16 protein-coding genes are annotated in these 20344 nt (G+C 72.5%); 5 read left to right on the forward strand and 11 right to left on the reverse strand.

All coding sequences use genetic code 11. The features are described from left to right. The first annotated feature begins 17 nt into the window (after positions 1–17). Positions 18–1067 (forward strand): SIS domain-containing protein, encoded by a 1050-nt coding sequence (locus BLW84_RS23370; RefSeq protein WP_093268747.1) that lies wholly within the window; start codon positions 18–20, stop codon positions 1065–1067. A 222-nt stretch (positions 1068–1289) separates the two neighbouring features. Here the strand turns inward: BLW84_RS23370 and BLW84_RS23375 are convergent, their stop codons facing one another. Next, a complete protein-coding gene (locus BLW84_RS23375) occupies positions 1290–2132 on the reverse strand; it encodes an amidohydrolase family protein (RefSeq protein WP_093268749.1) in 843 nt (280 codons plus the stop codon). A 217-nt stretch (positions 2133–2349) separates the two neighbouring features. Here BLW84_RS23375 and BLW84_RS23380 point away from each other — a divergent pair, with 217 nt between their 5' ends. Continuing rightward, a complete protein-coding gene (locus BLW84_RS23380; protein WP_093268752.1) occupies positions 2350–3303 on the forward strand; it encodes an N-acetylglucosamine kinase in 954 nt (317 codons plus the stop codon). A 277-nt stretch (positions 3304–3580) separates the two neighbouring features. On the opposite strand, the gene dapA is transcribed toward BLW84_RS23380, so the two are convergent. From dapA to BLW84_RS23400, 4 genes are all read right to left on the reverse strand, one after another. Then, the gene (gene dapA, locus BLW84_RS23385; RefSeq protein ID WP_245761326.1) at positions 3581–4423 is read right to left on the reverse strand and encodes a 4-hydroxy-tetrahydrodipicolinate synthase; all 843 of its coding nucleotides are present in this window, start codon (positions 4421–4423) and stop codon (positions 3581–3583) included. A gap of 29 nt (positions 4424–4452) precedes the next feature. Then, a complete protein-coding gene (locus BLW84_RS23390; protein WP_245761327.1) occupies positions 4453–5115 on the reverse strand; it encodes a DUF3159 domain-containing protein in 663 nt (220 codons plus the stop codon). Between the two features lie 71 nt (positions 5116–5186). Next, positions 5187–5927, reverse strand: coding sequence for an ESX secretion-associated protein EspG (locus tag BLW84_RS23395; protein ID WP_093268754.1), 741 nt, complete (start codon positions 5925–5927; stop codon positions 5187–5189). Between the two features lie 96 nt (positions 5928–6023). Further along, complete coding sequence (locus tag BLW84_RS23400; RefSeq protein ID WP_093268757.1) at positions 6024–7973, reverse strand: hypothetical protein; 1950 nt, start codon at positions 7971–7973, stop codon at positions 6024–6026. A gap of 594 nt (positions 7974–8567) precedes the next feature. Here BLW84_RS23400 and BLW84_RS23405 point away from each other — a divergent pair. Beyond that, positions 8568–9371 (forward strand): SGNH/GDSL hydrolase family protein, encoded by an 804-nt coding sequence (locus BLW84_RS23405; protein ID WP_093268759.1) that lies wholly within the window; start codon positions 8568–8570, stop codon positions 9369–9371. A 391-nt stretch (positions 9372–9762) separates the two neighbouring features. On the opposite strand, the gene BLW84_RS23410 is transcribed toward BLW84_RS23405, so the two are convergent. After that, positions 9763–12597, reverse strand: coding sequence for an AfsR/SARP family transcriptional regulator (locus BLW84_RS23410; RefSeq protein ID WP_245761328.1), 2835 nt, complete (start codon positions 12595–12597; stop codon positions 9763–9765). 319 nt (positions 12598–12916) lie between these two features. Here BLW84_RS23410 and BLW84_RS23415 point away from each other — a divergent pair, with 319 nt between their 5' ends. Further along, entirely contained in the window at positions 12917–13951 is a 1035-nt protein-coding gene (locus tag BLW84_RS23415; RefSeq protein ID WP_093268762.1) for an ADP-ribosylglycohydrolase family protein, read from the forward strand. A gap of 91 nt (positions 13952–14042) precedes the next feature. Here BLW84_RS23415 and BLW84_RS23420 read toward each other — a convergent pair whose 3' ends face one another. The 5 genes from BLW84_RS23420 to BLW84_RS23440 all read right to left on the reverse strand — a co-directional run bounded on the left by BLW84_RS23420 (position 14043) and on the right by BLW84_RS23440 (position 18938). Then, positions 14043–14552, reverse strand: coding sequence for an ion channel (locus BLW84_RS23420; protein WP_177226645.1), 510 nt, complete (start codon positions 14550–14552; stop codon positions 14043–14045). Positions 14553–14921: 369 nt separating this feature from the next. Continuing rightward, the gene (locus BLW84_RS23425) at positions 14922–15800 is read right to left on the reverse strand and encodes a metal ABC transporter permease (protein WP_093268768.1); all 879 of its coding nucleotides are present in this window, start codon (positions 15798–15800) and stop codon (positions 14922–14924) included. Continuing rightward, positions 15797–16648 carry a metal ABC transporter ATP-binding protein gene (locus tag BLW84_RS23430; protein WP_093268771.1) on the reverse strand — a complete coding sequence of 284 codons (852 nt, stop codon included), beginning with the start codon at positions 16646–16648 and terminating at the stop codon, positions 15797–15799. Before BLW84_RS23430 ends, BLW84_RS23425 begins: the two co-directional genes overlap by 4 nt. 3 nt (positions 16649–16651) lie before the next feature. Continuing rightward, entirely contained in the window at positions 16652–17614 is a 963-nt protein-coding gene (locus BLW84_RS23435; protein WP_093268774.1) for a metal ABC transporter solute-binding protein, Zn/Mn family, read from the reverse strand. A 229-nt stretch (positions 17615–17843) separates the two neighbouring features. After that, the gene (locus BLW84_RS23440) at positions 17844–18938 is read right to left on the reverse strand and encodes an ABC transporter ATP-binding protein (RefSeq protein ID WP_093268777.1); all 1095 of its coding nucleotides are present in this window, start codon (positions 18936–18938) and stop codon (positions 17844–17846) included. Between the two features lie 184 nt (positions 18939–19122). Here BLW84_RS23440 and BLW84_RS23445 point away from each other — a divergent pair, with 184 nt between their 5' ends. Then, positions 19123–20223 carry a LacI family DNA-binding transcriptional regulator gene (locus BLW84_RS23445; protein WP_093268780.1) on the forward strand — a complete coding sequence of 367 codons (1101 nt, stop codon included), beginning with the start codon at positions 19123–19125 and terminating at the stop codon, positions 20221–20223. The last annotated feature ends 121 nt before the right edge of the window (positions 20224–20344 follow it).

Here is a 20344-nt window from a genome sequence, read left to right on the forward strand (position 1 = left end):
GACCTACATCTGAAGGGATGGACCCGATGACCGCCACCCCCGGTCGCCACATGACCGACGAGATCAGCCAGCAACCCGCGATCTTCGCCGACCTGCTGGCCGGCCGGGACGCGATCGCCGAGGTGGCCGCGAAGATCGCGGAACGCCGGCCGCGCTTCGCGCTGCTGGCCGCCCGCGGCTCCAGCGACCACGCCGCGCTCTACGCGAAGTACCTGCTGGAAGTCCTGCTCGAAATGCCCGTCGGGCTGACGTCGCCGTCGACGACCACGCTCTACGGCGCGCAGCCGGACCTGACCGACGTGCTGCTGGTGTCGGTCAGCCAGAGCGGCGGGTCCCCGGACCTGCTGGAGGTCACCGAGTCCGGCCGGAAGCGCGGCGCGCTGACGGTCGCGGTCACCAACACCTCCGACTCGCCGCTGAACTCCGCCGCCGAGCTGTCGGTGGACATCCGGGCGGGCCGCGAGCAGGCGGTGGCCGCGACCAAGACCTACAGCGCGACGCTGCTCGCCCTGTACCTGCTCGTCGACGCGGTGCGCGGCGGGACCGGCGCGGACGCCGAGCCGATCCCCGAGCTGGCCGCGACCGCCCTGGCCGACGGCCAGAAGATGGTGGACGACGCGGTGCGCCGCTACCGCTTCGCGGAGCGGATGGTCACCACGGGGCGCGGCTACTCGCTGGCCACCGCCTCCGAGGCGGCGCTGAAGCTCGCCGAGACCAGCTACCTCTCCGCCCGCGCCTACAGCGGCGCCGACCTGCTGCACGGCCCGGTCGCGGCGGTAGACACCGACACCGCGGTGCTCGCGCTGTGCAGCAACGGGCGTGGCGGTGATGCGATGCGCGAGGTGCTCGACGTGGTCCACGAGCGCGGCGCGGACGTCTGCGCGATCGGCTCGGCGGCCTCGGACGTGCCCGCGTCGCACCGCATCCCGGTGCCCGCCTGCGCCGAGGAGCTGGCGCCGGTGCTGGAGGTCCTGCCGGTCCAGCAGCTGGCCCTCGGGCTAGCGCTGGCCCGGGGCTTCGACCCGGACAGCCCGCGCGGCCTGAAGAAGGTCACCCGCACCCGGTGACCGACGGCGTTTTCGAAGTGAACGGCCCGTTCGCCCCACCTACCGGAGCGAACGGGCCGTTCACTTCCGCCGGCTTGGTTGCGCTGAGCGACGACATTCCGCTGCCGGGCGAGTAAAAGCCCGCCTCACCGAGGGGGCGGGGTGAGACGGGCACCGCCAGGTTACGCCGAACGGAGCACGCCGCAAGCCTCGGGTCGAGCCGAACGGCAGAGTCCAAAGACCCTAAAAGCCGTACACCTCGCGCGCCGTCGCGTCGAACACCGCCGCGCGCTGCCGATCGTCGAGCCCGGCGGCCAGCTGCCGGGCCACGCCCATGACCTGCCCGTAGTCGGCGGCGAGCAGGCACACCGGCCAATCCGAGCCGAACATCAGGCGGCCCGGCCCGAACGCCTCCAGCACCACGTCCACGTAAGGCGCAAGCCTCACCGGATCAGGTTGCCGGGCCCAGTCGTCCTCGGTGACCAGCCCGGACAGCTTGCACACGACGTTCGGGTGAGCGGCCAGCGCCCGGATGCGGCTCGCCCACGGTTCCAGCTCGCCGGTGGCCACGGGCGGTTTCGCACAGTGGTCGAGCACGAAGGTCAGCTGCGGGAACTGCCCGACGGCCTTGATCGCGGCCGGCAGCTGGTGCGGCCGGACCAGCAGCTCGTACACCAGCCCGGCGTCCTCGACCGCGGCCAGCCCGTTGAGCACCTCCGGGCGGATCAGCCAGTCCGGGTCCGGCTCGTCCTCGACCTGGTGCCGGATGCCCTTCAGCCAGCCGCCGGACGGGTGCGTCTGCAGGCGGCCGATCCGCTCGCGAGCGTCCCGCGCGGTCAGGTCGACCCAGCCGACCACCGCCGCGATCCGGTCCACGGTGTCGGCCAGCACCAGCATCTCCGGCGTCTCGTCCGGGTCGGCGGCGGTCTGCACCAGCACCGTGGCGGTCACGCCGGAACCCTTCAGCGCGGCCTGCAGGTCGGCGGGCCGGAAGTCGCGGCGCAGCGGCTCCATCGCCTCGCCGACGATCCACGGCTGGTCCCGGACGTCGAGGTCCCACAGGTGGTGGTGGGTGTCGACGGTCATCGAGCGGCCCCGCTCGCGCCGCGACTGCCCGCGCCGTCCAAATAGGACATCCGACGTGACCCGGCAAGGTCGTCCATGCTCCAGCTCCCCGACTGATCAAGCAACGCCTCGATGTATAGCCGGTCGCCACGCCGGATGCCAGGGGTTGGCGAGAAGGTCCTGGCCGGTTTTGGTCGTGCCGGCCACGGCGCGCGGCCGCGACGGGTAGAAAGGGCGGATGCACGGCGACGAAGCGGCGCTCGTACTCGGCATGGACATCGGCGGAACCAGCAGCCGGGCGCTCGTCAGCGACCTGTCCGGCCGGGTGCTGGGCCGCGGCGAAGCGGCCGGCGGCAACCCGAATTCGCACCCGCCCGAACAGGCGGCGCGGCAGATCGCCGATGCCGCGCGGGCGGCGCTCGCCGGGCTCGACCCGGCGGCGGTGCGCAACTGCGTGATCGGCATGGCCGGGGTCAGCAAGATGGCCGATCCCGAGTTCGGCGCGCTGTTCGACCGCACGTGGTCCGGGCTGGGCCTGCGGAGCCCACGGCGAGCGATCAGCGACTGCGAGGTGGCCTTCGCGGCGGGCACGCCGGATCCCGACGGCACGGTGCTGATCGCGGGCACGGGCGCCATCGCGGCCCGCATCGAGCAGCACCGGATGGTCGCGACCATCGGCGGTCACGGCTGGCTCCTCGGCGACGAGGGCTCGGCGTTCTGGCTGGGCCGCGAAGCCGTGCGAGCCACGCTGCGCGCGCTGGACCGCGGCAAGCCGCTGCACGGCCTCACGGCGGCAGTGCGCGACCGGCTCCTGCCGGACGCTCCGGACGCTCAGCGCAGGGAGCTGATCAGCGCCGTGAACGCGGCCCCACCGATCCGCCTCGCGGAGCTGGCACCGCTGGTGACGGCGGCCACCGACGAAACGGCAGCCGACATCGTCCGCCGCGCCGCCCAGGTCCTGGCCGACACCGCGGCGGCGACCCGCTGCCACGGCGAATCCAGAACGATCGTGCTGGCAGGAGGCTTGGTTGCGCCGGGCAACCCGGTCCGCGAAGCGCTGCGCGGCACGCTGTCCCACCGAGGCTTCCAAACCCAGCGCACGGCGGGCCCAGGCGAAGCCGGAGCGGCCTGGCTGGCGGCGCTGGACCTCACGGACGACCCGCAGACCCTCCACGAACGCCTGCTCCCCTAGCCCCAGCAGCGTCGCCGGGTGGTGCTCCGATCTTGCCGAAGATCTGGCGGCTCCCCGGCGAACATCCCAGCGCCCAGGCATTTCCGGGCACACCAGGGTGTCCGGCGGAACCGGCCCGATCCCAGGGGGCTCGTTCAGCGTGGAGCGCCGGTGCGTGGGGGACGTGCCCCCTGAACACAGGGCGCCGATTTCGCGCGAAATCGCCATCGCCCGTCAGGCACCGGGCGCCATCGCGATCAGCCGCGCCGAGCCTTCCTGGAACGCCCAGGCGATCACCTCAGGCGAGGCCGACCTCTTGGAGGCCCTTGCGGATCGCCGCCAGCTCCGCCTCGTCCGCGTCCACCAGCGGCAGCCGGACCCCGCCGACCCGGTGGCCGACCAGGTTCAGGGCCGCCTTGACCGGGATCGGGTTCGTGGTCGTCGACAGCGCCGCGTACAGCGGCTTCAGCGAGGCGTCGATCTCCGCGCGGCGCTCCGGTTCGTCCACCATGCGCCGCATCTGCGGGCCCACGAGGTGGCTGGCCACCAGGATGCCGCCGAGACCGCCGAGGTCCAGGGCCGTGGCGAAGCCGTCGTCGTTGCCCGCGTACAGGCCGAGGCCGTCGATCTGGGCGAGCGCCGCGTTGTCCGCCTGCTTGACGTAGTCGATGTTCTCGACCTGGGCGAGCTCGGCGAGCAGGTCGTGCGTCAGCGACAGGCCGATCCGCGACGGCACGTTGTAGAGCACCACCGGCTTGTCCGTCGCCCGCGCGATCTCGGTGAAGTGCCGGACGAGGCCGCGGCGGTTGGGCCGGTTGTAGTACGGCGTCACCGAAAGCACCGCGTCGGCGCCGAGCTCGGTCGCCCGCGCCGTCATCTCGCAGGCGTGCGCGGTGTTGTTCGACCCGGTCGAAGCGATCACCGTGGCGCCCGCCGGGCGCTCGGCGCAGGCGAGCTCGATGAGCCGCAGGTGCTCCTCGTCGGACAGCGTGGGCGCCTCGCCGGTCGTCCCGCAGACCACGATGCCGTCCGAGCCGTGGTCGATCAGGTGGCGGAACAGGCCCAGGAAGGCGGCTTCGTCGACGCGCAGCTCGTCGTCGAACGGGGTGACTATCGCGGTGATCACGCTGCCGAGAGACATGAGCGCATTCTGCTCCTCCGGCCGAGCGGTCACGACTGCGGATGCCGCAGTCCCGGGTGCTCCGGCGGCAGGGACCGCCGCATCACCCACCAGCTCGCCGCCACGCACACCGCCACCAGCGGCCAGGTCAGCACGACCTGCGCGATGGTCAGCGCGCCGGTGAAGCCCAGCAGCCACAGCGGGATGAACACCACCAGCCGCACCACGTACTGGCCGACCCAGACCCAGCTCGCCCGGCTGTACGCCCGCAGCAGCACCGGATCGCGGCGCCACCGCCGGGCCTGGCCGAGGGCCGTGCCGACCACCACGCCGAGCAGCGGCCAGCGGATCGCGATGCTGATCATCCAGGCCAGTGCGCTGAGCGCGTTGGTCACCAGCCGGGGCAGGAAGAAGTCCGCGGCATCCCCGGTGTACAGCGCGATCAGCGCGCCGAACAGGACCGCGAGCAGGCTGATCAGCACCGCCAGCGGCCGGGCTCCCCCGCGCAGCCGCCACCCGGCGATCAGCGCGCCCACCACCACCGCCGCGCCGCCGCCGATGGCGATCGACTCGCCGCCGAAGAACCACCCGGCGCCGAACGCGATGGGCGGCAGGCTCGCGTCGATCGCGCTGGCACGGCCGCCGAGCAGCCGCATGAACGAATCGCGGTCGTCGCGTTCCGCCGCGATCCCCGCCTGCCGGTCCTGCGTCACGGAACCCAGCCTGCCCTAACTAGCGCCCCGTCCGCACCCACCAGTGGCACGCGACTCCTCGACGAGGCATTTCAGCCGAGCCCCCGGCGGGCCCGGTCGAGGAGGGCGGCGAGCTGGCCGGCGATGCGGGGCTTGTCCGCCGGGCGGCAGGTGACGACGTCCTGGCCGTCGGCACGCTCGCCCTGCAGCGCGTAGCGGCCCCGGTCGTTGTCGAACCAGATCAGGTTCGGGATCCGGCCGCGCGGCCCGCCGCGCCGGGCGCCGCCGACGACGAAGTGCCCGAGCCGGTACTTCTGCCCCGAGGTGATCGAACGCAGTTCGGCCAGCCCGTCGATGTCGGCGTCAGTCGGGTGGCCGTGGCTGCGATCGGCCACCGCGCGCACCTCGCCGCCGCTGCCGGGCGGGGCGTCGGGCAGCAGCTCCGCGCACACCCGGGGCAGCGCATCCGGCGCGAGGAAGCTCATCCGCAGCCCACGGCCGTCGAGCACGCCGACCACGCCGACCTCGCCGGTCGCCACGACCCGCGCCGCCAGCCGCTGCCCGGCGCGCACGTCGAGCAGCCCGGCGGCGGCGATCGACACCTCGGAGCTGCACAGCAGGTACAGCGCGTCCTCGACCTCGGGCTCCGGGCGGCCGTTGCGGGCCAGGCCGGTCGACTCCAGCTCCTGCCACACCTGGGCGGCCAGCCGGTTGCGGTCCTCCGCGGCCTCGCCGACGCGCGGGAGCTCGAACGGGTACTGCCGCACGGTGAGGTTCAGCTGCTCACCGAGCAGGTCGACCGCGGGGATCGACAGGGTGATCGTCTCGACCATCACAGCTCATTTCGAGTCGGGGTGCACCGGTCGGGCGCCGAGGCCCGCGCCGCGAGCGTTGGACCCACCGGCGGCGCGAGCCACATCGAACAATCCCTAGAAGTCCCGGTAGCTGGAGGGCGCTTCGCCCAGCACCGGCGGGGCGACGAGGCGGCTCTCGCCGTCGTCCTCCTCGAAGAGTTCGTCGGCTTCGACCAGGAACTGCGGCACCGCGCCCCGGCCGCTCTCGCCCGGCTTGTAGCCGCCGCCGGCGCGCAGGTCGTCGTCCTCCCGGCGCTCTTCCTTGAAGTCGTCGGCCGACCAGGTCATGTTCCGGCCGTAACCGGCCCGCGACGACGAGGACCCGCCCCAGGTTCCGGACGATCCCATCGGCCCGAACCCGCCGTCGGCGCGCTGCGCGAGCTTCGGCGCCCGCGCGGGCGCGGGACGCCGCTGCTCGGGCGGGCGAGGCGGCTCCGGCTGCGGCTCCGGCGGGCGCGGTGGCGCCTGCGGGGCCGGCGGCGGGCCGGAGTTGACCGGCATCGGGCCGCTCGGCGGGCCGTCCGGCCGCGCGGGCGGCGGCCCGACCGGGCGCCCGGCCTGCGGCATCGGACCGCTCGGCGGCCCCTCGGGCGGCGGCCCGGGAGCGGCCGGAGGCCGCGGCGGCGGACCACCCAGCGACGGGTTGCCGACCGGAGGCGACTGCGGACCCTGCGGAGCAGGAGGACGCGGATCGGCCATCGGCGGGCCGTCGACGGGCGGCAGCCCGGAGGGCGGCGGACCGGCGAGCCGGGGCCCGGGAGCGTCATGCCGCGGCGCGCCGTCAGACGCGAGCGGTGGTGCGTCGGGCCGCGGCGGAGCCTGCGGCGGCGGACCGCTGAGCGGAGCGGCCTGCGGCAGCGGGCCGCTCGGCGGGCCGAGCTGCGGCGGCGGACCGTCCAGCGGCAGCTGGCCGGGCGGCGGACCGTCCGGGCGGGGCGGAGCGGCCTGCGGCAGCGGGCCGCTGCCCGGACCGGAGTCGTGGCGCGGCGGCGGGCCGTCCAGCGGAGCGTCGTGACGCGGCGGAGCCTGCGGCGGCGGGCCGCTCAGCGGACCCGCCTGCGGCGGCGCACCCACCGGGGCGGCGTCGGGTCGCGGCGGCAACCCGTCGGGACCGGGCATCGGCCCATCGTGGGGCGGCGGGCCGTCCGGCCCCGCCTGCGGAAGGTCGTGGCGCGGCGGGCCAGCCTGCGGCAGCGGGCCGCTCGGCGGGCCGACCTGCGGCTGCGGTCCGCTCGGCGGGCCGGAGTCGTGCCACGGCGGCAACCCGTCCGGCCCGGGCATCGGCCCGTCGTGGGGCGGCAGACCATCCCGGCCTGGCGGCGGACCGTCGTGCCGTCGCCCGCCGGCCTGCGGCGATGGGCCGCTCGGCGGACCGTCGAGCGGCGGAGCGCCGTGTCGCGAGGCGTCCGGTTCGGGAGCCGGCAGTCCGTCTTGCGGCAACGGGCCGCTCGGCGGTCCCTGCTGCGGCAGGGGCCCGGAGTCGCGTCGCCGCGGCGGGCCGTCCAGCGGAGCGTCGTGGCGCGGCGGTCCCGCTGGCGGCGGGCCGCTCGGCGGTCCTGCCTGCGACGGCGGGCCGCCCACCAGGCCGTCGTGGATCGGTGGCAGCGGGCCGCTCAGCGGGTCGTCCTGCAGGAGCGAGCCGCTGAGGCCGCCGCTGAACCCCGTCGGGCGCTTCGGCTCATCGAGCGGCTCGGGACCGAGCGAGCCGGACAGCTCGGCCGGCGGTTCCGGGCGGCCCGGCGGCACGTCGAGTCCGCCGAGGTCGCCGGAGATCGCCAATCCGCCGCCCGGGGTCTTCGGCGCTTCGGGTCGATCCGGCGCCGGCCTGGCGTCTTGGGGCTGCCTGTGCTGGTCGTGCTCGAAGCGATCAGGGAGCTGCTCGGCACGCTGCCACAGCGCGAACGGGTGCAGTTCGGCGGCCAATGCGGCGAGCTCGCCGCGCAGATCGAAGCGCATCGGACGCTGGGCGGGCGGCCGGGGCCCGCTCGGTGCCGGCGGCACGTCGCCGCCGAGCGAGCCGCGCATCGGCGCGTCCGCACGGCGTCGTCCTCCCGGGCCAGCGGCCCGCTGTTGCGCGTCGAAGCCCGCTGGCCCCGGCGCGGACGCCGGATTCTGCGGTGACGTCACGATTCCCCCAGATATTCGGGACGGTTGCAGCGCCGCGCGACGTCCGGGTGTACCCGAACCGCGGGCGCACTGGAATCGACGCAACGGAGCACGCTGTCGTTCCCCAACTCAACCGACCGCGATGACGCGGAACAGCGGGCGGCGCGGCGTCTCCCCGAACGCACACCAGGCTGCCACCTGCATCGATCGCAACATCACGGGCCCCCTCATTGCATCTGTTACCGCCGAAGGACAGTAGCAGCTGAGGTTCACCCGTATCGGTGTTTCGAGGAATGGCCACCCAGTTGCTGCCGCGACGCCGGAAAAGTGCAGTGCGGCAACGAAATTCGCAAAATTCGCGCAGCGTCCGGGCGAATCGGACAGAAATACTAGACCGCCCCGTGCCGTTAATCACTAGTACGGAACCGACGGTGGCGTAGGTAGCCGTTCGAGCGCCAATCTGGTTTCCGGTCACCGCGCGTGCGGGAGGAAAGACCAGGAAGGAAAGAGTCAATGGAATCGCAGCGCAACGCCGGCTCGGCGCGCTGGGGCAGCTTCGTCGCGCTGGGGGACAGCTTCACCGAGGGGCTCGCCGACGCGGATCCGAACGGGAGCTTCCGCGGCTGGGCGGACCGGCTGGCCGAACACCTGACCGCCCACGACCCCCAGCTGCGGTACGCCAACCTCGCGGTGCGCGGCAAGCTGATCCGCCAGATCGTCGACGACCAGGTGCCCCAGGCGGTGGCGCTGCGGCCCGGGCTGGTCGCCCTGAACGCAGGCGGCAACGACATCATCCGCCCCGGCAGCAACCCGGACGCGGTCGCGGAGCTCTTCGACTCCGCGGTCGGCGAGCTGCGGGCCACCGGCGCCGACGTGCTGATCGGCACCGGCTTCGACACCCGCGGCACCCCGGTGCTGCGGCACGTGCGCGGCAAGATCGGCACCTACAACTCGCACCTGCGGGCGATCGCCGACAAGCACGGCTGCTACGTGATGGACCTGTGGTCGATGCGGGTGCTGCGGGACATCCGGGCCTGGAGCGAGGACCGGCTGCACCTGTCCGCGGCTGGTCACCGGCGGGTCGCCCTGCGCGCGTGCGAAGCGCTGGGCGTCCCGGTCGCCGCGGACTGGCGCGAGCCCTGGCCCGCGCTCCCCGAAACGCCCTGGCGGGAGCAGTGCGCCCGGGACATCCGCTGGGCCCGGGAGTACCTGGCGCCGTGGATCAGCCGCCGCCTGCGGGGCGTGTCCAGCGGCGACGGCCGCACCGCGAAGCGCCCGCAGCTGGAGAAGCTCACCGCGGGACGCCCCTCGGCCTGAGCTCCGGAACAACGTTTTCCCTGGTCAAACCTGCCGTGAGTACTTTGTGCTGCTATGGCGACACAAAGTACTCACGGCCCCTGACCAGGCGGAACACCCCCGGATACCCCAAACAAGACGAAGTGCGGACCTCCGGCAGGATCACCCACTCCTGGCGCCGAAAGCCCGCACTCACCCCCACGTCCCATTCGGGATGAACCGTCCCGAATGCCAAGCCCCCCTTGCGGCCGCCCCGGCCGGCCACGAGTGCCGACCGGGACGACCGGGCGACAATCCCCCCTTGGACTCCCCCCAGAGCCGCCCGTCGTGCGGACCATGCACGGCTTGATCCGCACATGATGAAAGTTCCCAGCGGGCGCTACACAGTCGCTAAACGTCGGCTAAACGCCCCTCAGCAGGCGGCCGCGGAGAGGTCTTCCAGCCGCGCGCGGACCTCGGTCGAGCGCGGCGAGCCCTCCGATTCGAAGATCGCCAGCGCGGTGTCCCAGCGGGTCCGGGCCACCGCCAGGTCGCCGCGGGACCGGGCGGCGTCGCCGAGGCCCAGGTACGCGGATGCCTGCCGCATCGCGGATCCGCACTTCAGCGCCATGTCCAGCGCCTCGTGGTGGAACCGCTCGCCGTCGGCGATCCGGCCCAGCTCGATGCTCACCTCGCCGCAGTTGTTCAGCACCATCGCCAGCGTCTCCAGGTCGTCGGCGTCCCGGTACAGCGCTTCGGCCTCGAGCAGGTGCGCCAGCGCCTCCTCCAGCTCGCCGTTGACCTGCTCGACCATGGCGAGGTTGTTCAGCGCCCCCGCCACGAAGTACCGGTCGCCCAGCGAACGGTAAACCCTCAGCGCGTCCTGGCAGTGCACTTTCGCCTCTTCGTACCTCTTCAGGCGGAACAGCACGCTGCCCATGTTGACCTGGGTCATCGCCAGCCGCGCGGAATCGCCGGTCCGCACCGCGGCCTGGTACGACTCGTCGTAGTGCGCCAGCGCGGCGTCCAGCCGGCCCGACCGCGAGTACGCGACCCCGAGCCCGGCCGGCATCAGCACCTTGCCCGCCGGGTCGTCCACCGCCCGGGCCGAGTCGAGCCCGTCGCGGTAGATCCGGATCCAGTCCTCCCACGGGCAGCGCACCATCAGGTAGTTGAACTGCAGGCGGGCCAGCGGCCAGGCCAGCTCGTGCATGCCCTCGGCGTTGGCCGCCCGGACGGCGGCGACCAGGTTCGTCCACTCCGCGTCGAACCACTCCAGCGCCTGCGACCGGTCGGTGATCTCCGGCCGGGGCACCTCGGGCCCGCTGGAGAAGTCCAGGTCGTCCCGGGCCGGGCGGAGGAAGCGGCGCGCGTGGTCGGCCGTGACGAGGTAGTGGTTCAGCAGCCGGCGCAGGGCCTCGGTGTCGGCCGAGGTCGGCTCGGCCAGCAGGTCGCGGGCGTAGACGCGCAGCAGGTCGTGCATGCCGAACCGGTCCGGCTCGGTCTCGGTGACCAGGTGCGCGAGCGCCAGGGCCCGCAGCCTGCGCTGCGCGTTGGGCGGGTCGGTGCCGCACAGCGCGGCGACGGCGTGCGAGGTGAAGCTGTGGCCGGGCACCAGCCCGAGCAGCCGGAACGTGTCGGCGTGCACCGGGTGCAGGCTGCGGAAGGAGATGTCGAACGCGCGGCGGACGCTGGTGTCGACGTCGTCGATGTCCAGCGCGTGCAGCCGGTTGCGCTCGTCGGTCAGCTCGTGCACCAGGTCGGACACGCCGCGCGCCGGGTTCGCCGCGAGCCGCGCGGCGGCGATCCGCAGCGCCAGCGGCAGCCCGCCGCACAGCTCCGCCAGCGCGGCCGCGGCCGCCGGCTCGGAGGCAGACTTGCCGGGCACGCCCGCCCGGTCGAGCAGCTCGATCGCGGTCTCGGTCGGCAGCGTTTCCAGCGGCAGCACCCGCGCCCCGCTGCGCACCACCAGCCCGTCCAGCCGCCGCCTGCTGGTGACCAGCACCAGCGACTCCGCGCTGCCCGGCAGCAGCGGGCGCACCTGCTCGGAGTCCCGCGCGTTGTCCAGCAGCACCAGCACCCGGCGCTTGGCCAGCAGCGACCGGTACAGCGCGGTGCGGTCGTCCAGCTCGACGGGGATCGCGTTCGCCGCGACGCCGAGCGCTTTGAGCATGCTGGTCAGCACCTCGCCGGGCGTCAGCGGCTCGCGCTCCGAGTCGTAGCCGCGCAGCGATGCGTACAGCTGCCCGTCGGGGAATTCGTGCTCGACGCGGTGCGCCCAGGTCAGCGCGAGGGCGCTCTTGCCGACGCCCGCGGTGCCGGTGACCACGGCGAGCAGGCTGGAGCCGCGTTCGCGCTCCGCCAGCATCTCGTCGAGCGCCGCGAGTTCGCCCTGGCGGCCGACGAATCCGGCCGGGGCCGGCGGAAGCTCCGCCGGGATCGGGCGCTTGAGCTCGGGCCCCGGTTCCGGTCGGCGCTGCGGGCTGCGCAGCGCCGGGTCGTCGCGGAGCAGCTTCTCGTAGAGTTCGCGCAGTTCGGGGCCGGGATCGAGGCCGAGCTCGTGGGACAGCCGGTGGCGGAGGGCGTGGTAGCGGGCCTGCGCCTCGGCGCGGTGCCCCGCTCGGTAGTGGGCCAGCATCAGCTGGCCGGTGAGCCGCTCCCGCAGCGGATTCCGGTCGACCAGGATGGACAGTTCCAGCACCAGCTGGTGGTGCCTGCCGAGATCCAGGTCGGCGGCGACCCGCTCCTCCAGCGCCATCAACCGCAGCTCGTCCAGGTTCGGCGCGACCATCCGGTACAGGCGGCTGCTGGCGAGGTCGGAGAGCACCGAGCCGCGCCACAGCGTCAGCGCCTCGGCCAGCATCCGCGACCGCGCCGCCGGTTCCATGCCGTGCGCGCGGTTGATCAGCGCCCGCGCGCGGTGCGCGTCGATCCGGTCGCTGTCGACCCGCAGCAGGTAGCCGGGCGGGCGGGTGACGATCTCGGCCGAATCCGCGTCGGCGCCGAAGAGCTTGCGCAGCCGGGAGACGTAGCCGTGGATGATGGTCCGGGCGCTGGCCGGCGGCTCGTGCTCCCACAGCGTGTCGATCAGCCGGTCCATCGAGACGACTTGGTTCGGTTCCAGCAGCAGGCAGGCCAGCAGCGCGCGGACCGGGGCGCTGCCCAGCGGCTGCGGGCTGCCGTCGACGCGCACCTCGAGGGGACCGAGCAGGCGGAACTCGAACCCCGCGCCCGGTGCCTCGGTCGAGCTGCCGTGCCCCGCCATCATCTCCAAATCCGACTCTCGCTCATGTTTGTTGAGTCTTCAGACAGTCTCGGGTACCGCGCACGGCGAGTCCACACCCCCGGAAAGCCCACTCGGCGGCCGGTCCGCCGCCCAAAACCCGACACACCGTAACGAGGCGCGGCCGAACGCATGTCGATCACCGGCCGACGATTCACCCCAATGGAGCCATGTCCGATTCCTCCCGCGGCGTCCGGCCCAGCCCGATGTTGCGGTGAACATCTCCCGGCGACCTGATACGCCAAGTAAAGTCTGGGCACGGCGATCACTCGTACGAGGACACTGTGGAAGGAGAGCCGCACCCGTGCCCACCCCGTCCACAGTGGTCGATCGCGCGGTGGCCTGCCTGCTCGGCGGGGCGCTCGGCGATGCGCTCGGCAGCCCGGTCGAGTACGCGCAGCTGGACGACATCCGCGCCGAGTTCGGTCAAGCAGGCGTGGCCGAACCGCCGCCGCAGGCACTGCTCGGCGACGCCACGCAGCTGGCGCTGTTCACCGGCGAGGGTTACCTGCACGCGTGGACCACCGGTAACAACGGCGGCAATTGGCGGCCGGTCGAGTCCACCGCCGCCGCTTACCGACGGTGGTTGATCACCCAGCAAGAAGACAAGCCGCAGCCCGGCGCGACCGGCCTGCTCGCCGAGCCCGAGCTGTACGCCAACCGGGCGCCCGGCCTGACCAGCCTGCGCGCGCTGCAGGAACCCGAGCTAGGCACGCCGGACCGGCCGCGGAACACCTCCAAGGGCTGCGGCGGAGTGGATCGCAGCGCGCCGCTCGGCTTCGCGCCCACCGCCGAGATGGCCTACCAGCTGGCCTGCCAGTGCGCGGCGCTCACCCACGGCGGCATCAGCGGCTGGGCCTCGGCCGGGGCGCTGTCGCTCATCGTGCACCTGGTGGCCGTGCAGGAGCGGAAGCTGCCCGCCGCGGTGGACCAGGCAGCGGGCCGCGTGCTGCGCGAGGACGGCGAGGCCGCGACCGCCCTCGCGGAGGCTTCGACGCTGGCGCGACTGGGCGCGAGCGTCGGGCACATCGAGCGGCTCGGCCAGGGCTGGGTCGGCCCGGAGGCGCTGGCCATCGGCGTCTACTGCGCGCTCGCGATGCCCAAGCCCGAGCAGTTCGCCGACGCCCTGCGGCTGGCGGTGAACCACTCCGGGAACAGCGACACCACCGCCGCCGTGACCGGCAGCATCCTCGGCGCCCGGCACGGCACGGCGGTGCTGCCCCGCCCGTGGCTGGCGCGGCTGGAGATGGCGGACGTGATCGAGCGCATCGGCCACGACCTCGGGGCCTCGTGCAGCGGCGAGCAGTTCAACGAACGCCGCTACCTCGGCCTCGCCTGAAGCACGGTTTCCGCTGGTGAACACCCGTGCGTGTTTTGTGCTGCCATAGCGACACAAAACACACACGGCACCTGATCAGCCGAAACGGAGCTCAGTCGTCGTCCGGCCGGGATGCCTTGGCCCGTACGACGGCGACGGCCGCGGCGAGGAACCCGATGTTGAAGGCCATGTGCACCGCAGCGACCGCGCGGGCGAACTGGGACTCCGCGTGCACGTCGCCGAAGCCGACGGTGCTGGTGATCGTCAGCGAGTAGTAGAGCGCGTCGGTCTTGGTGCGCAGCGACGTGATCGAGCCCGGATCCTGCCGGGCCAGTCCGAAGTAGACAGCCGCGAAGAACAGCACTGCCAAGTACAACGCCACGGCCACTCCGGCGATGGAACTGCCGTGGCGCGCGCCGCCGATCCGGAACCGGCGCACCTGGAACAGGATCAGCGAGGAGATCGCGAGCAGCCCGACCGCGAAGACCACGACCGCGTTCACGGTGCCGACGAGCCCGAACCGGTCGACCGGCAGGAGGTAGTAGGCGACGGTGCACGCCACCACGGCGCCCAGCGAAGTCGCCAGGTTGATCAGGACCCGATTCCGGCCGCTCCCAGGCACGATCGCCAGCTTCGGCCAACCCCGGACCCATCGCCATTCGGGCCCCGTGCTCGACCCGCAGTTTCAATTGAAACTGCCACCACGTGACCGCAGTTTCAATTGAGGGTTTTTCATCCTGGTCGGGTACCGCAGCGGCAGCGTCTGACCTGCGCCTGAGTGCGCGCCGTCGCCAAGCGCCGTCAGGCGCTTTCGGGCCCACCCTCGCAACTGGCACCGCCGCGGGTTCTCAGCGTTCGCCTGGCGAGGACGGCCCTCACGCCGTGTATTGGCATACATAAGTCAGGGCACCCACAGCCAGGCGGACGCTGAGGTTCCGCCACCCGCACCGCCACGCAAATTGAGGTTGGAAAAACCTCATTGAAACTGCCGTCAGGCGGCGGCCGGGACTCGGGACAGGCGGCCGAGCCGGCGCTTGCCGAGCACGCGGCACACCAGGTAGATCACGAACGAGATGATCGTGACGAAGGCGCTCACCGGCGCCCCCGGCGCCAGCGACAGCAGGATGCCGCCCAGCACCGCCACCTCGGCGAACACCACGGCCAGCACCGTCGCCTTCACCGGGCTCGCGGTCACCCGCGCCGCCGCGGCTCCCGGCGTCACCATCAGCGCCAGCACCAGCAACGCGCCGACGGTGTAGACGCCGAGCGCGGTCGCCACGCCGACCAGCACCGCGAACAGCGGCGTCAGCAGCCGCGCCGGAACGCCGCGGGCCGCCGCGACATCCGGGTCGACGCTGGCGAACAGCAGCGGCCGGTACACGAAGGCCAGCACGACCAGGACAGCCGCCGCGGAGCCGGCCAGCAGCAGCACGTCCGAGGAATCGACGCCGACGATCTGCCCCACCAGCAGGCTGAACTTGTTCGAGGTCCGCTCCGGGTTGAGCCACAGCAGCAGCACGCCGACGCCGAGCCCGAAGGACAGGATCGCGCCGATCACCGAATCGCGTTCGGTGCCGCGCTGCCCCAGCAGGCCGAGCAGCAGCGCGGCGACCACGGCGCCGGCCAGCGCCCCGACGCCGACGCCCACGCCGATCAGCAGCGCCGCGGCGGCACCGGTGAACGCGAGCTCGGCCGTGCCGTGCACGGCGAAGGACATCTTCCGCGCGACGACCAGCGGCGCCAGGCAGCCGGAGACCAGCCCCAGCGCCGCCGCGGCCAGCAGCGCCTGCTGGACGAACGGGTAGCCGAGCAGGTCGATCGTGGTCGAGAAGTCCAGGATCTTGCCCAGCGCGTCGATGAATGCGTTCACGCCTCTTCCGCCTCTTGCACGTGGTGGTCGTGCTCGTGCTCGTCGGTGCCGGCGACCACCAGCCGCCCGCCGACGCGGGCGACCTCGACGTCGGTGCGGTACAGCTCGGACAGCGTCGCGGAGGTCATCACCTCGTCCGGCGGGCCGATCCGGAACCGGCCGTCGACCAGGTAGAGGACCCGGTCGACCAGCGGCAGCACCGGGTTGATCTCGTGGGTGACGAACAGGACCGCGGCCCCGGCCTCCCGCGCCTGGCTCGCGATCAGCCGGCTGACCTTGCGCTGGTGCGCGATGTCCAGCGACAGCAGCGGCTCGTCGCACAGCAGCACCGCCGGGTCGCTGACCAGCGCCTGCGCCACCCGGAGCCGCTGCTGCTCGCCACCGGAGAGCAGGCCCAGCGGCATCCGGGCGTACTCGGTCGCCTCGACCGCGCGCAGCGCCGCGGCGACCCGCTGCTTGCGCTCGCGGCGGCCGCGCAGGCCGGTGCCCCAGTGGTGGCCGTCCAACCCGAGACCGACCAGATCGCTACCGCGCACCATCACGGTCGCGTCCAGCGCCCGCTGCTGCGGGACGTAGCCGATCCGGTTGCTGCCCCGGCGGGCCGGCCCGCCGGCGATCTCGACGCTGCCCGCGGAAAGCTGCTGCAAGCCCAGCAGCACCCGCAGGAGGCTCGTCTTGCCGGAGCCGTTCGGCCCGAGCACGGCCAGGAACTCCCCCGGCGCGACGTCCAGGTCCAGGCCGGACCACAGGACGCGGGGTCCGTAGGAGAGTTCCGCGCCGCGCAGCCGCACGGCCGGGGCCGTGGCGGTGGGCGCGAGGACGGTTTCGGTCTCGGGTTTGGCGGTCATCTCTCAGCGATTCTGGGTCAAGGCGGCCTGCAGGGCCGTGATCTGGTCGTCCATCCACTGCACGTAGGTCTTGCCCTGCGGCAGGGTCTCGGTCATCTCCACGACCGGGATCTGATTCTGCTCGGCGGCGCTGCGCACGTTGCGGGTGACCGGCGATTCGGTCTGCGGGTTGTAGATGACCGCCGCGGCCTGCTTGGAGTTCACGGCGTTCTGGATCGCGGCGACCGCGGCCGCCGACGGGTCGCTCTCGGCCTCGACGGCCTTGACGAACTCCGGCGGCGTGATGTCCTGCAGGCTCGCCGCTTCCACCAGGTAGTGCGCGACCGGCTCGGTGACGATCACCTGCTTGCCCCGGTTCTGGTCGCCCAGCTCGCCGACCCGTCCCTGCAGCTTGCCGATGTCCTCCGCGAAGTGGCCCGCGGCCTTGCCGAACTGCTCGGCCTTAGCCGGCTGCAGCTTGCTCAGCTCGGCGCTGACGTCGGCGGCCACCTGCTGCACGACGTGCAGGTCGTACCAGACGTGCTCGTTCGCCGAGTGGTCGTGGCCCTCGTGCCCGTGCTCCTCGTGCCCGCCGTGCTCACCCGCGGGCTCGCCCTCGTGCTCGTCCTTGACGGCTTCGACGACGGGTTTGCCCTGGCCGCTGCTGCCGAGGATCTTCTCCATGAACCCGTCGTATCCGCCGCCGTTGAACACGACCAGGTCCGCGTCGGTGACCTTCGCGGCGTCCTTCGGGGTGCTCTCGTAGGAGTGCGGGTCGGCGTTGGGGTCGCTGATGATCGCCTCGACGTCCACGTCGTCGCCGCCGATCGCCTGCACGACGCTGGCCCACGCGCTGGTGGAGGCGACGACCTTGATCTTGTCGCCGCCGCCGGCCGCCTGCTCGCCGGTGCCGCAGGCGGTCAGGGCGATGGCGGTGACGGCGAGGCCGGCCAAGGCGGTGGCAGCGGAGCGGCTGCGGACGGTCATCGGTTGCACTCCTCGGTGATAGGCCCCTTGCGCAGCAGACTGACGGCTTACTGCGAACGGTAACGGAAACCGTTGTCAACTACAGTCTAAGCACGTCTCCGCACAACACTCCACCAACCGGGTTATTCCTGTTGCGCACACAACGACGCCCCCGCCAGGACCAGCGGGGGCGTCGGCACGGGGGCCGCAACCGTCGGCGGCCGCCTGAGCAGCCACGATCGGTTCGCGATCAGGCGACCAGGCGATCTCCGGTCTCAGGGTGGAAGAGGTGGATCTCACTGTGGTCGCGCAGGGCGACCTTGACCTGCTGGCCAAGCGCGGGCGGGGTGCGACCGTCGGCGCGGACCACGAAGCGCTCCTGCGAGCCGTTGACGTCGATGGCGCCGTGGATGAGCGCGTCGGCGCCGAGCTCCTCGACCAGCTCGACGGTCATGGCCATGCCGTCGTCCTCGCTGGAGGTCAGCGACAGCGCTTCGGGGCGCACGCCGAAGGTGATCTCCTTGAGGTCGCCCGCGGCGGCCACGGCCTCGCGCGGCAGCGGGATCGTGGTGCCGTCGAGCACCGCGCCGTCGCCGGTCAGCGGCACCGTCTTGAGGTTCATCGCGGGCGATCCGATGAAGCCGGCGACGAAGGCGTTGGCCGGGTTCTCGTACAGCTCGCGCGGGCTGGCGCACTGCTGCAGCAGCCCGTCCTTGAGCACCGCGACGCGGTGTCCCATCGTCATCGCCTCGACCTGGTCGTGGGTGACGTAGATGGTGGTGGTGCCCAGCCGCTTCTGCAGTGCCGCGATGTTCGCGCGGGTCTCCACCCGCAGCTTGGCGTCGAGGTTGGACAGCGGCTCGTCCATCAGGAACACGCTGGGCTCGCGGACGATCGCGCGACCCATCGCGACCCGCTGCCGCTGACCGCCGGAGAGCGCCTTGGGCTTGCGGTCCAGGTACTTCTCGAGGTCCAGCATCCGCGCGGCCTCGGTGACCTTCTCCTTGATGACGCCCTTGGGCGTCTTGCGCAGCTTGAGCGCGAAGCCCATGTTCTCCGCGACCGTCATGTGCGGGTACAGGGCGTAGGACTGGAACACCATCGCGATGTCCCGCGACTTCGGCGGGGTGTTGGTGACATCGTTGCCACCGATGGTGATGCCGCCCTCGTCGACGTCCTCCAGCCCGGCGAGCATCCGCAACGCCGTCGACTTGCCGGACCCCGACGGCCCCACCAGCACCAGGAACTCACCGTCGGCGATGTCCAAGGCGAGCTTGTCCACCGCCCGTACCGGTGGACTCCCCTGGTAAACGCGCGAGGCGTTGACGTACGCAACCTCAGCCATCTGTGACACCTTTCACGGAATCGGTCATGAAAACGTAACCGCAAAATCGCTCTGGGTCAGCCCCTCGAATGAACCAACTCGGAGAGTGATCACCCTGCGTCGCTCCGTGTTCATGATTCGAACGTGAGTGGGATATGCATCATGCTCACTTCACCGAGGGGTACTGAACCGTTACGGTTCCTCCATGGCGCGGTCAACGAATGCCCGGCGGCCTGCGACGCTCGCATCGCTCGCTGCAGAACTCGGGGTCTCCCGGACGACGGTTTCCAACGCGTACAACCGTCCGGACCAGCTCTCCCCGGAGCTGCGCAAGCGAGTCCTGGAGACCGCTCGCCGGCTTGGCTACCCGGGGCCGGATCCGGTCGCGAGGTCGTTGCGGACGAGGAAGGCGGGCGCGGTCGGCCTGCTGCTCACCGAGAACCTCTCCTACGCGTTCCGCGACCCGGGCGCCGTCGGCTTCCTCGAAGGACTTGCGCTGGCCTGCGAAGACGCCGGCCAGGGCCTGCTGCTGATCCCGGCGAGCCCGGAGCGCGAGGACGTCGCCTCGGTACACCGCGCCGGCGTCGACGGCTTCGTCGTGTACTCCGTCCCCGAGGACGACCCGCACCTGGCCGCGGTGCTCGAACGCCCCGTGCCGGTGGTGGTCTGCGACCAGCCGCGCCTGGACAACCTGGACTGGGTCGGCCCGGACGACGGGAAGGCCATCAAGAGCGTCGCCGACCACCTGATCGGCCTGGGACACCGCCGCATCGGCGTGCTGTGCATGCGCCTGGCCCGGGGCCGCAACGACGGTCCCGCGTCCGTGCAGCGGCAGGCCAACGCCAGCTTCCACGTGCAGAAGGCCAGGCTGACCGCGCTGGCCGAGGTGTTCAGCGAGGCGGGCGTGGACTGGACGAAGGTGCCGGTGGTGGAGCGCTTCGACCACACCACGGCGTCCGGGGCGACGGCGGCGGCGCAGCTGCTGGAGATCGACCCGGAGATCACCGCGATCGTGTGCACCTCGGACATCCTCGCGCTCGGCGCGCTGAGCGAGGCCCGCAACCGCGGCCTGCGGGTGCCGGAGGACTTGACCATCACGGGCTTCGACGGCATCCCGGACGCGGAGCGGGCGGGCCTGACGACGGTGCGCCAGCCGTGGCTGGAGAAGGGCCGCGCGGCCGGGCGCCTGCTGCTGGAGGCCAGCGAGCCGGGCCGGCCCCGCCACATCCAGCTGGAAACCCAGCTGATCACCGGAGCCACCTCGGCCCCGCCCCGCTCGGCAGAAGAGCGCTGGTTCGGCCCGTGACCCGGCGGGGCTGATCACGGGCCGGACAGGCCCCCGGTGCACCCGAGCAGGTCAGAGCCAGGAGTTCCGATTTCGCCTAAAATTGGGAAGATCGCTGGCTCAGCGAGGGCTTACCGGGTAC

The organism is Saccharopolyspora shandongensis (assembly GCF_900106995.1).
In the GTDB taxonomy this organism is placed as follows: domain Bacteria; phylum Actinomycetota; class Actinomycetes; order Mycobacteriales; family Pseudonocardiaceae; genus Saccharopolyspora; species Saccharopolyspora shandongensis.

Coding starts and splice junctions, on each gene's coding strand:
- BLW84_RS23370 (WP_093268747.1), top strand. CDS start 18: ATGGACCCGATGACCGCCACCCCCGGTCGCCACATGACCGACGAGATC.
- BLW84_RS23375 (WP_093268749.1), bottom strand. CDS start 2,132: ATGACCGTCGACACCCACCACCACCTGTGGGACCTCGACGTCCGGGAC.
- BLW84_RS23380 (WP_093268752.1), top strand. CDS start 2,350: ATGCACGGCGACGAAGCGGCGCTCGTACTCGGCATGGACATCGGCGGA.
- dapA (WP_245761326.1), bottom strand. CDS start 4,423: ATGTCTCTCGGCAGCGTGATCACCGCGATAGTCACCCCGTTCGACGAC.
- BLW84_RS23395 (WP_093268754.1), bottom strand. CDS start 5,927: ATGGTCGAGACGATCACCCTGTCGATCCCCGCGGTCGACCTGCTCGGT.
- BLW84_RS23400 (WP_093268757.1), bottom strand. CDS start 7,973: ATGCGCGGCTCGCTCGGCGGCGACGTGCCGCCGGCACCGAGCGGGCCC.
- BLW84_RS23405 (WP_093268759.1), top strand. CDS start 8,568: ATGGAATCGCAGCGCAACGCCGGCTCGGCGCGCTGGGGCAGCTTCGTC.
- BLW84_RS23410 (WP_245761328.1), bottom strand. CDS start 12,597: ATGATGGCGGGGCACGGCAGCTCGACCGAGGCACCGGGCGCGGGGTTC.
- BLW84_RS23430 (WP_093268771.1), bottom strand. CDS start 16,648: ATGACCGCCAAACCCGAGACCGAAACCGTCCTCGCGCCCACCGCCACG.
- BLW84_RS23435 (WP_093268774.1), bottom strand. CDS start 17,614: ATGACCGTCCGCAGCCGCTCCGCTGCCACCGCCTTGGCCGGCCTCGCC.
- BLW84_RS23440 (WP_093268777.1), bottom strand. CDS start 18,938: ATGGCTGAGGTTGCGTACGTCAACGCCTCGCGCGTTTACCAGGGGAGT.
- BLW84_RS23445 (WP_093268780.1), top strand. CDS start 19,123: ATGGCGCGGTCAACGAATGCCCGGCGGCCTGCGACGCTCGCATCGCTC.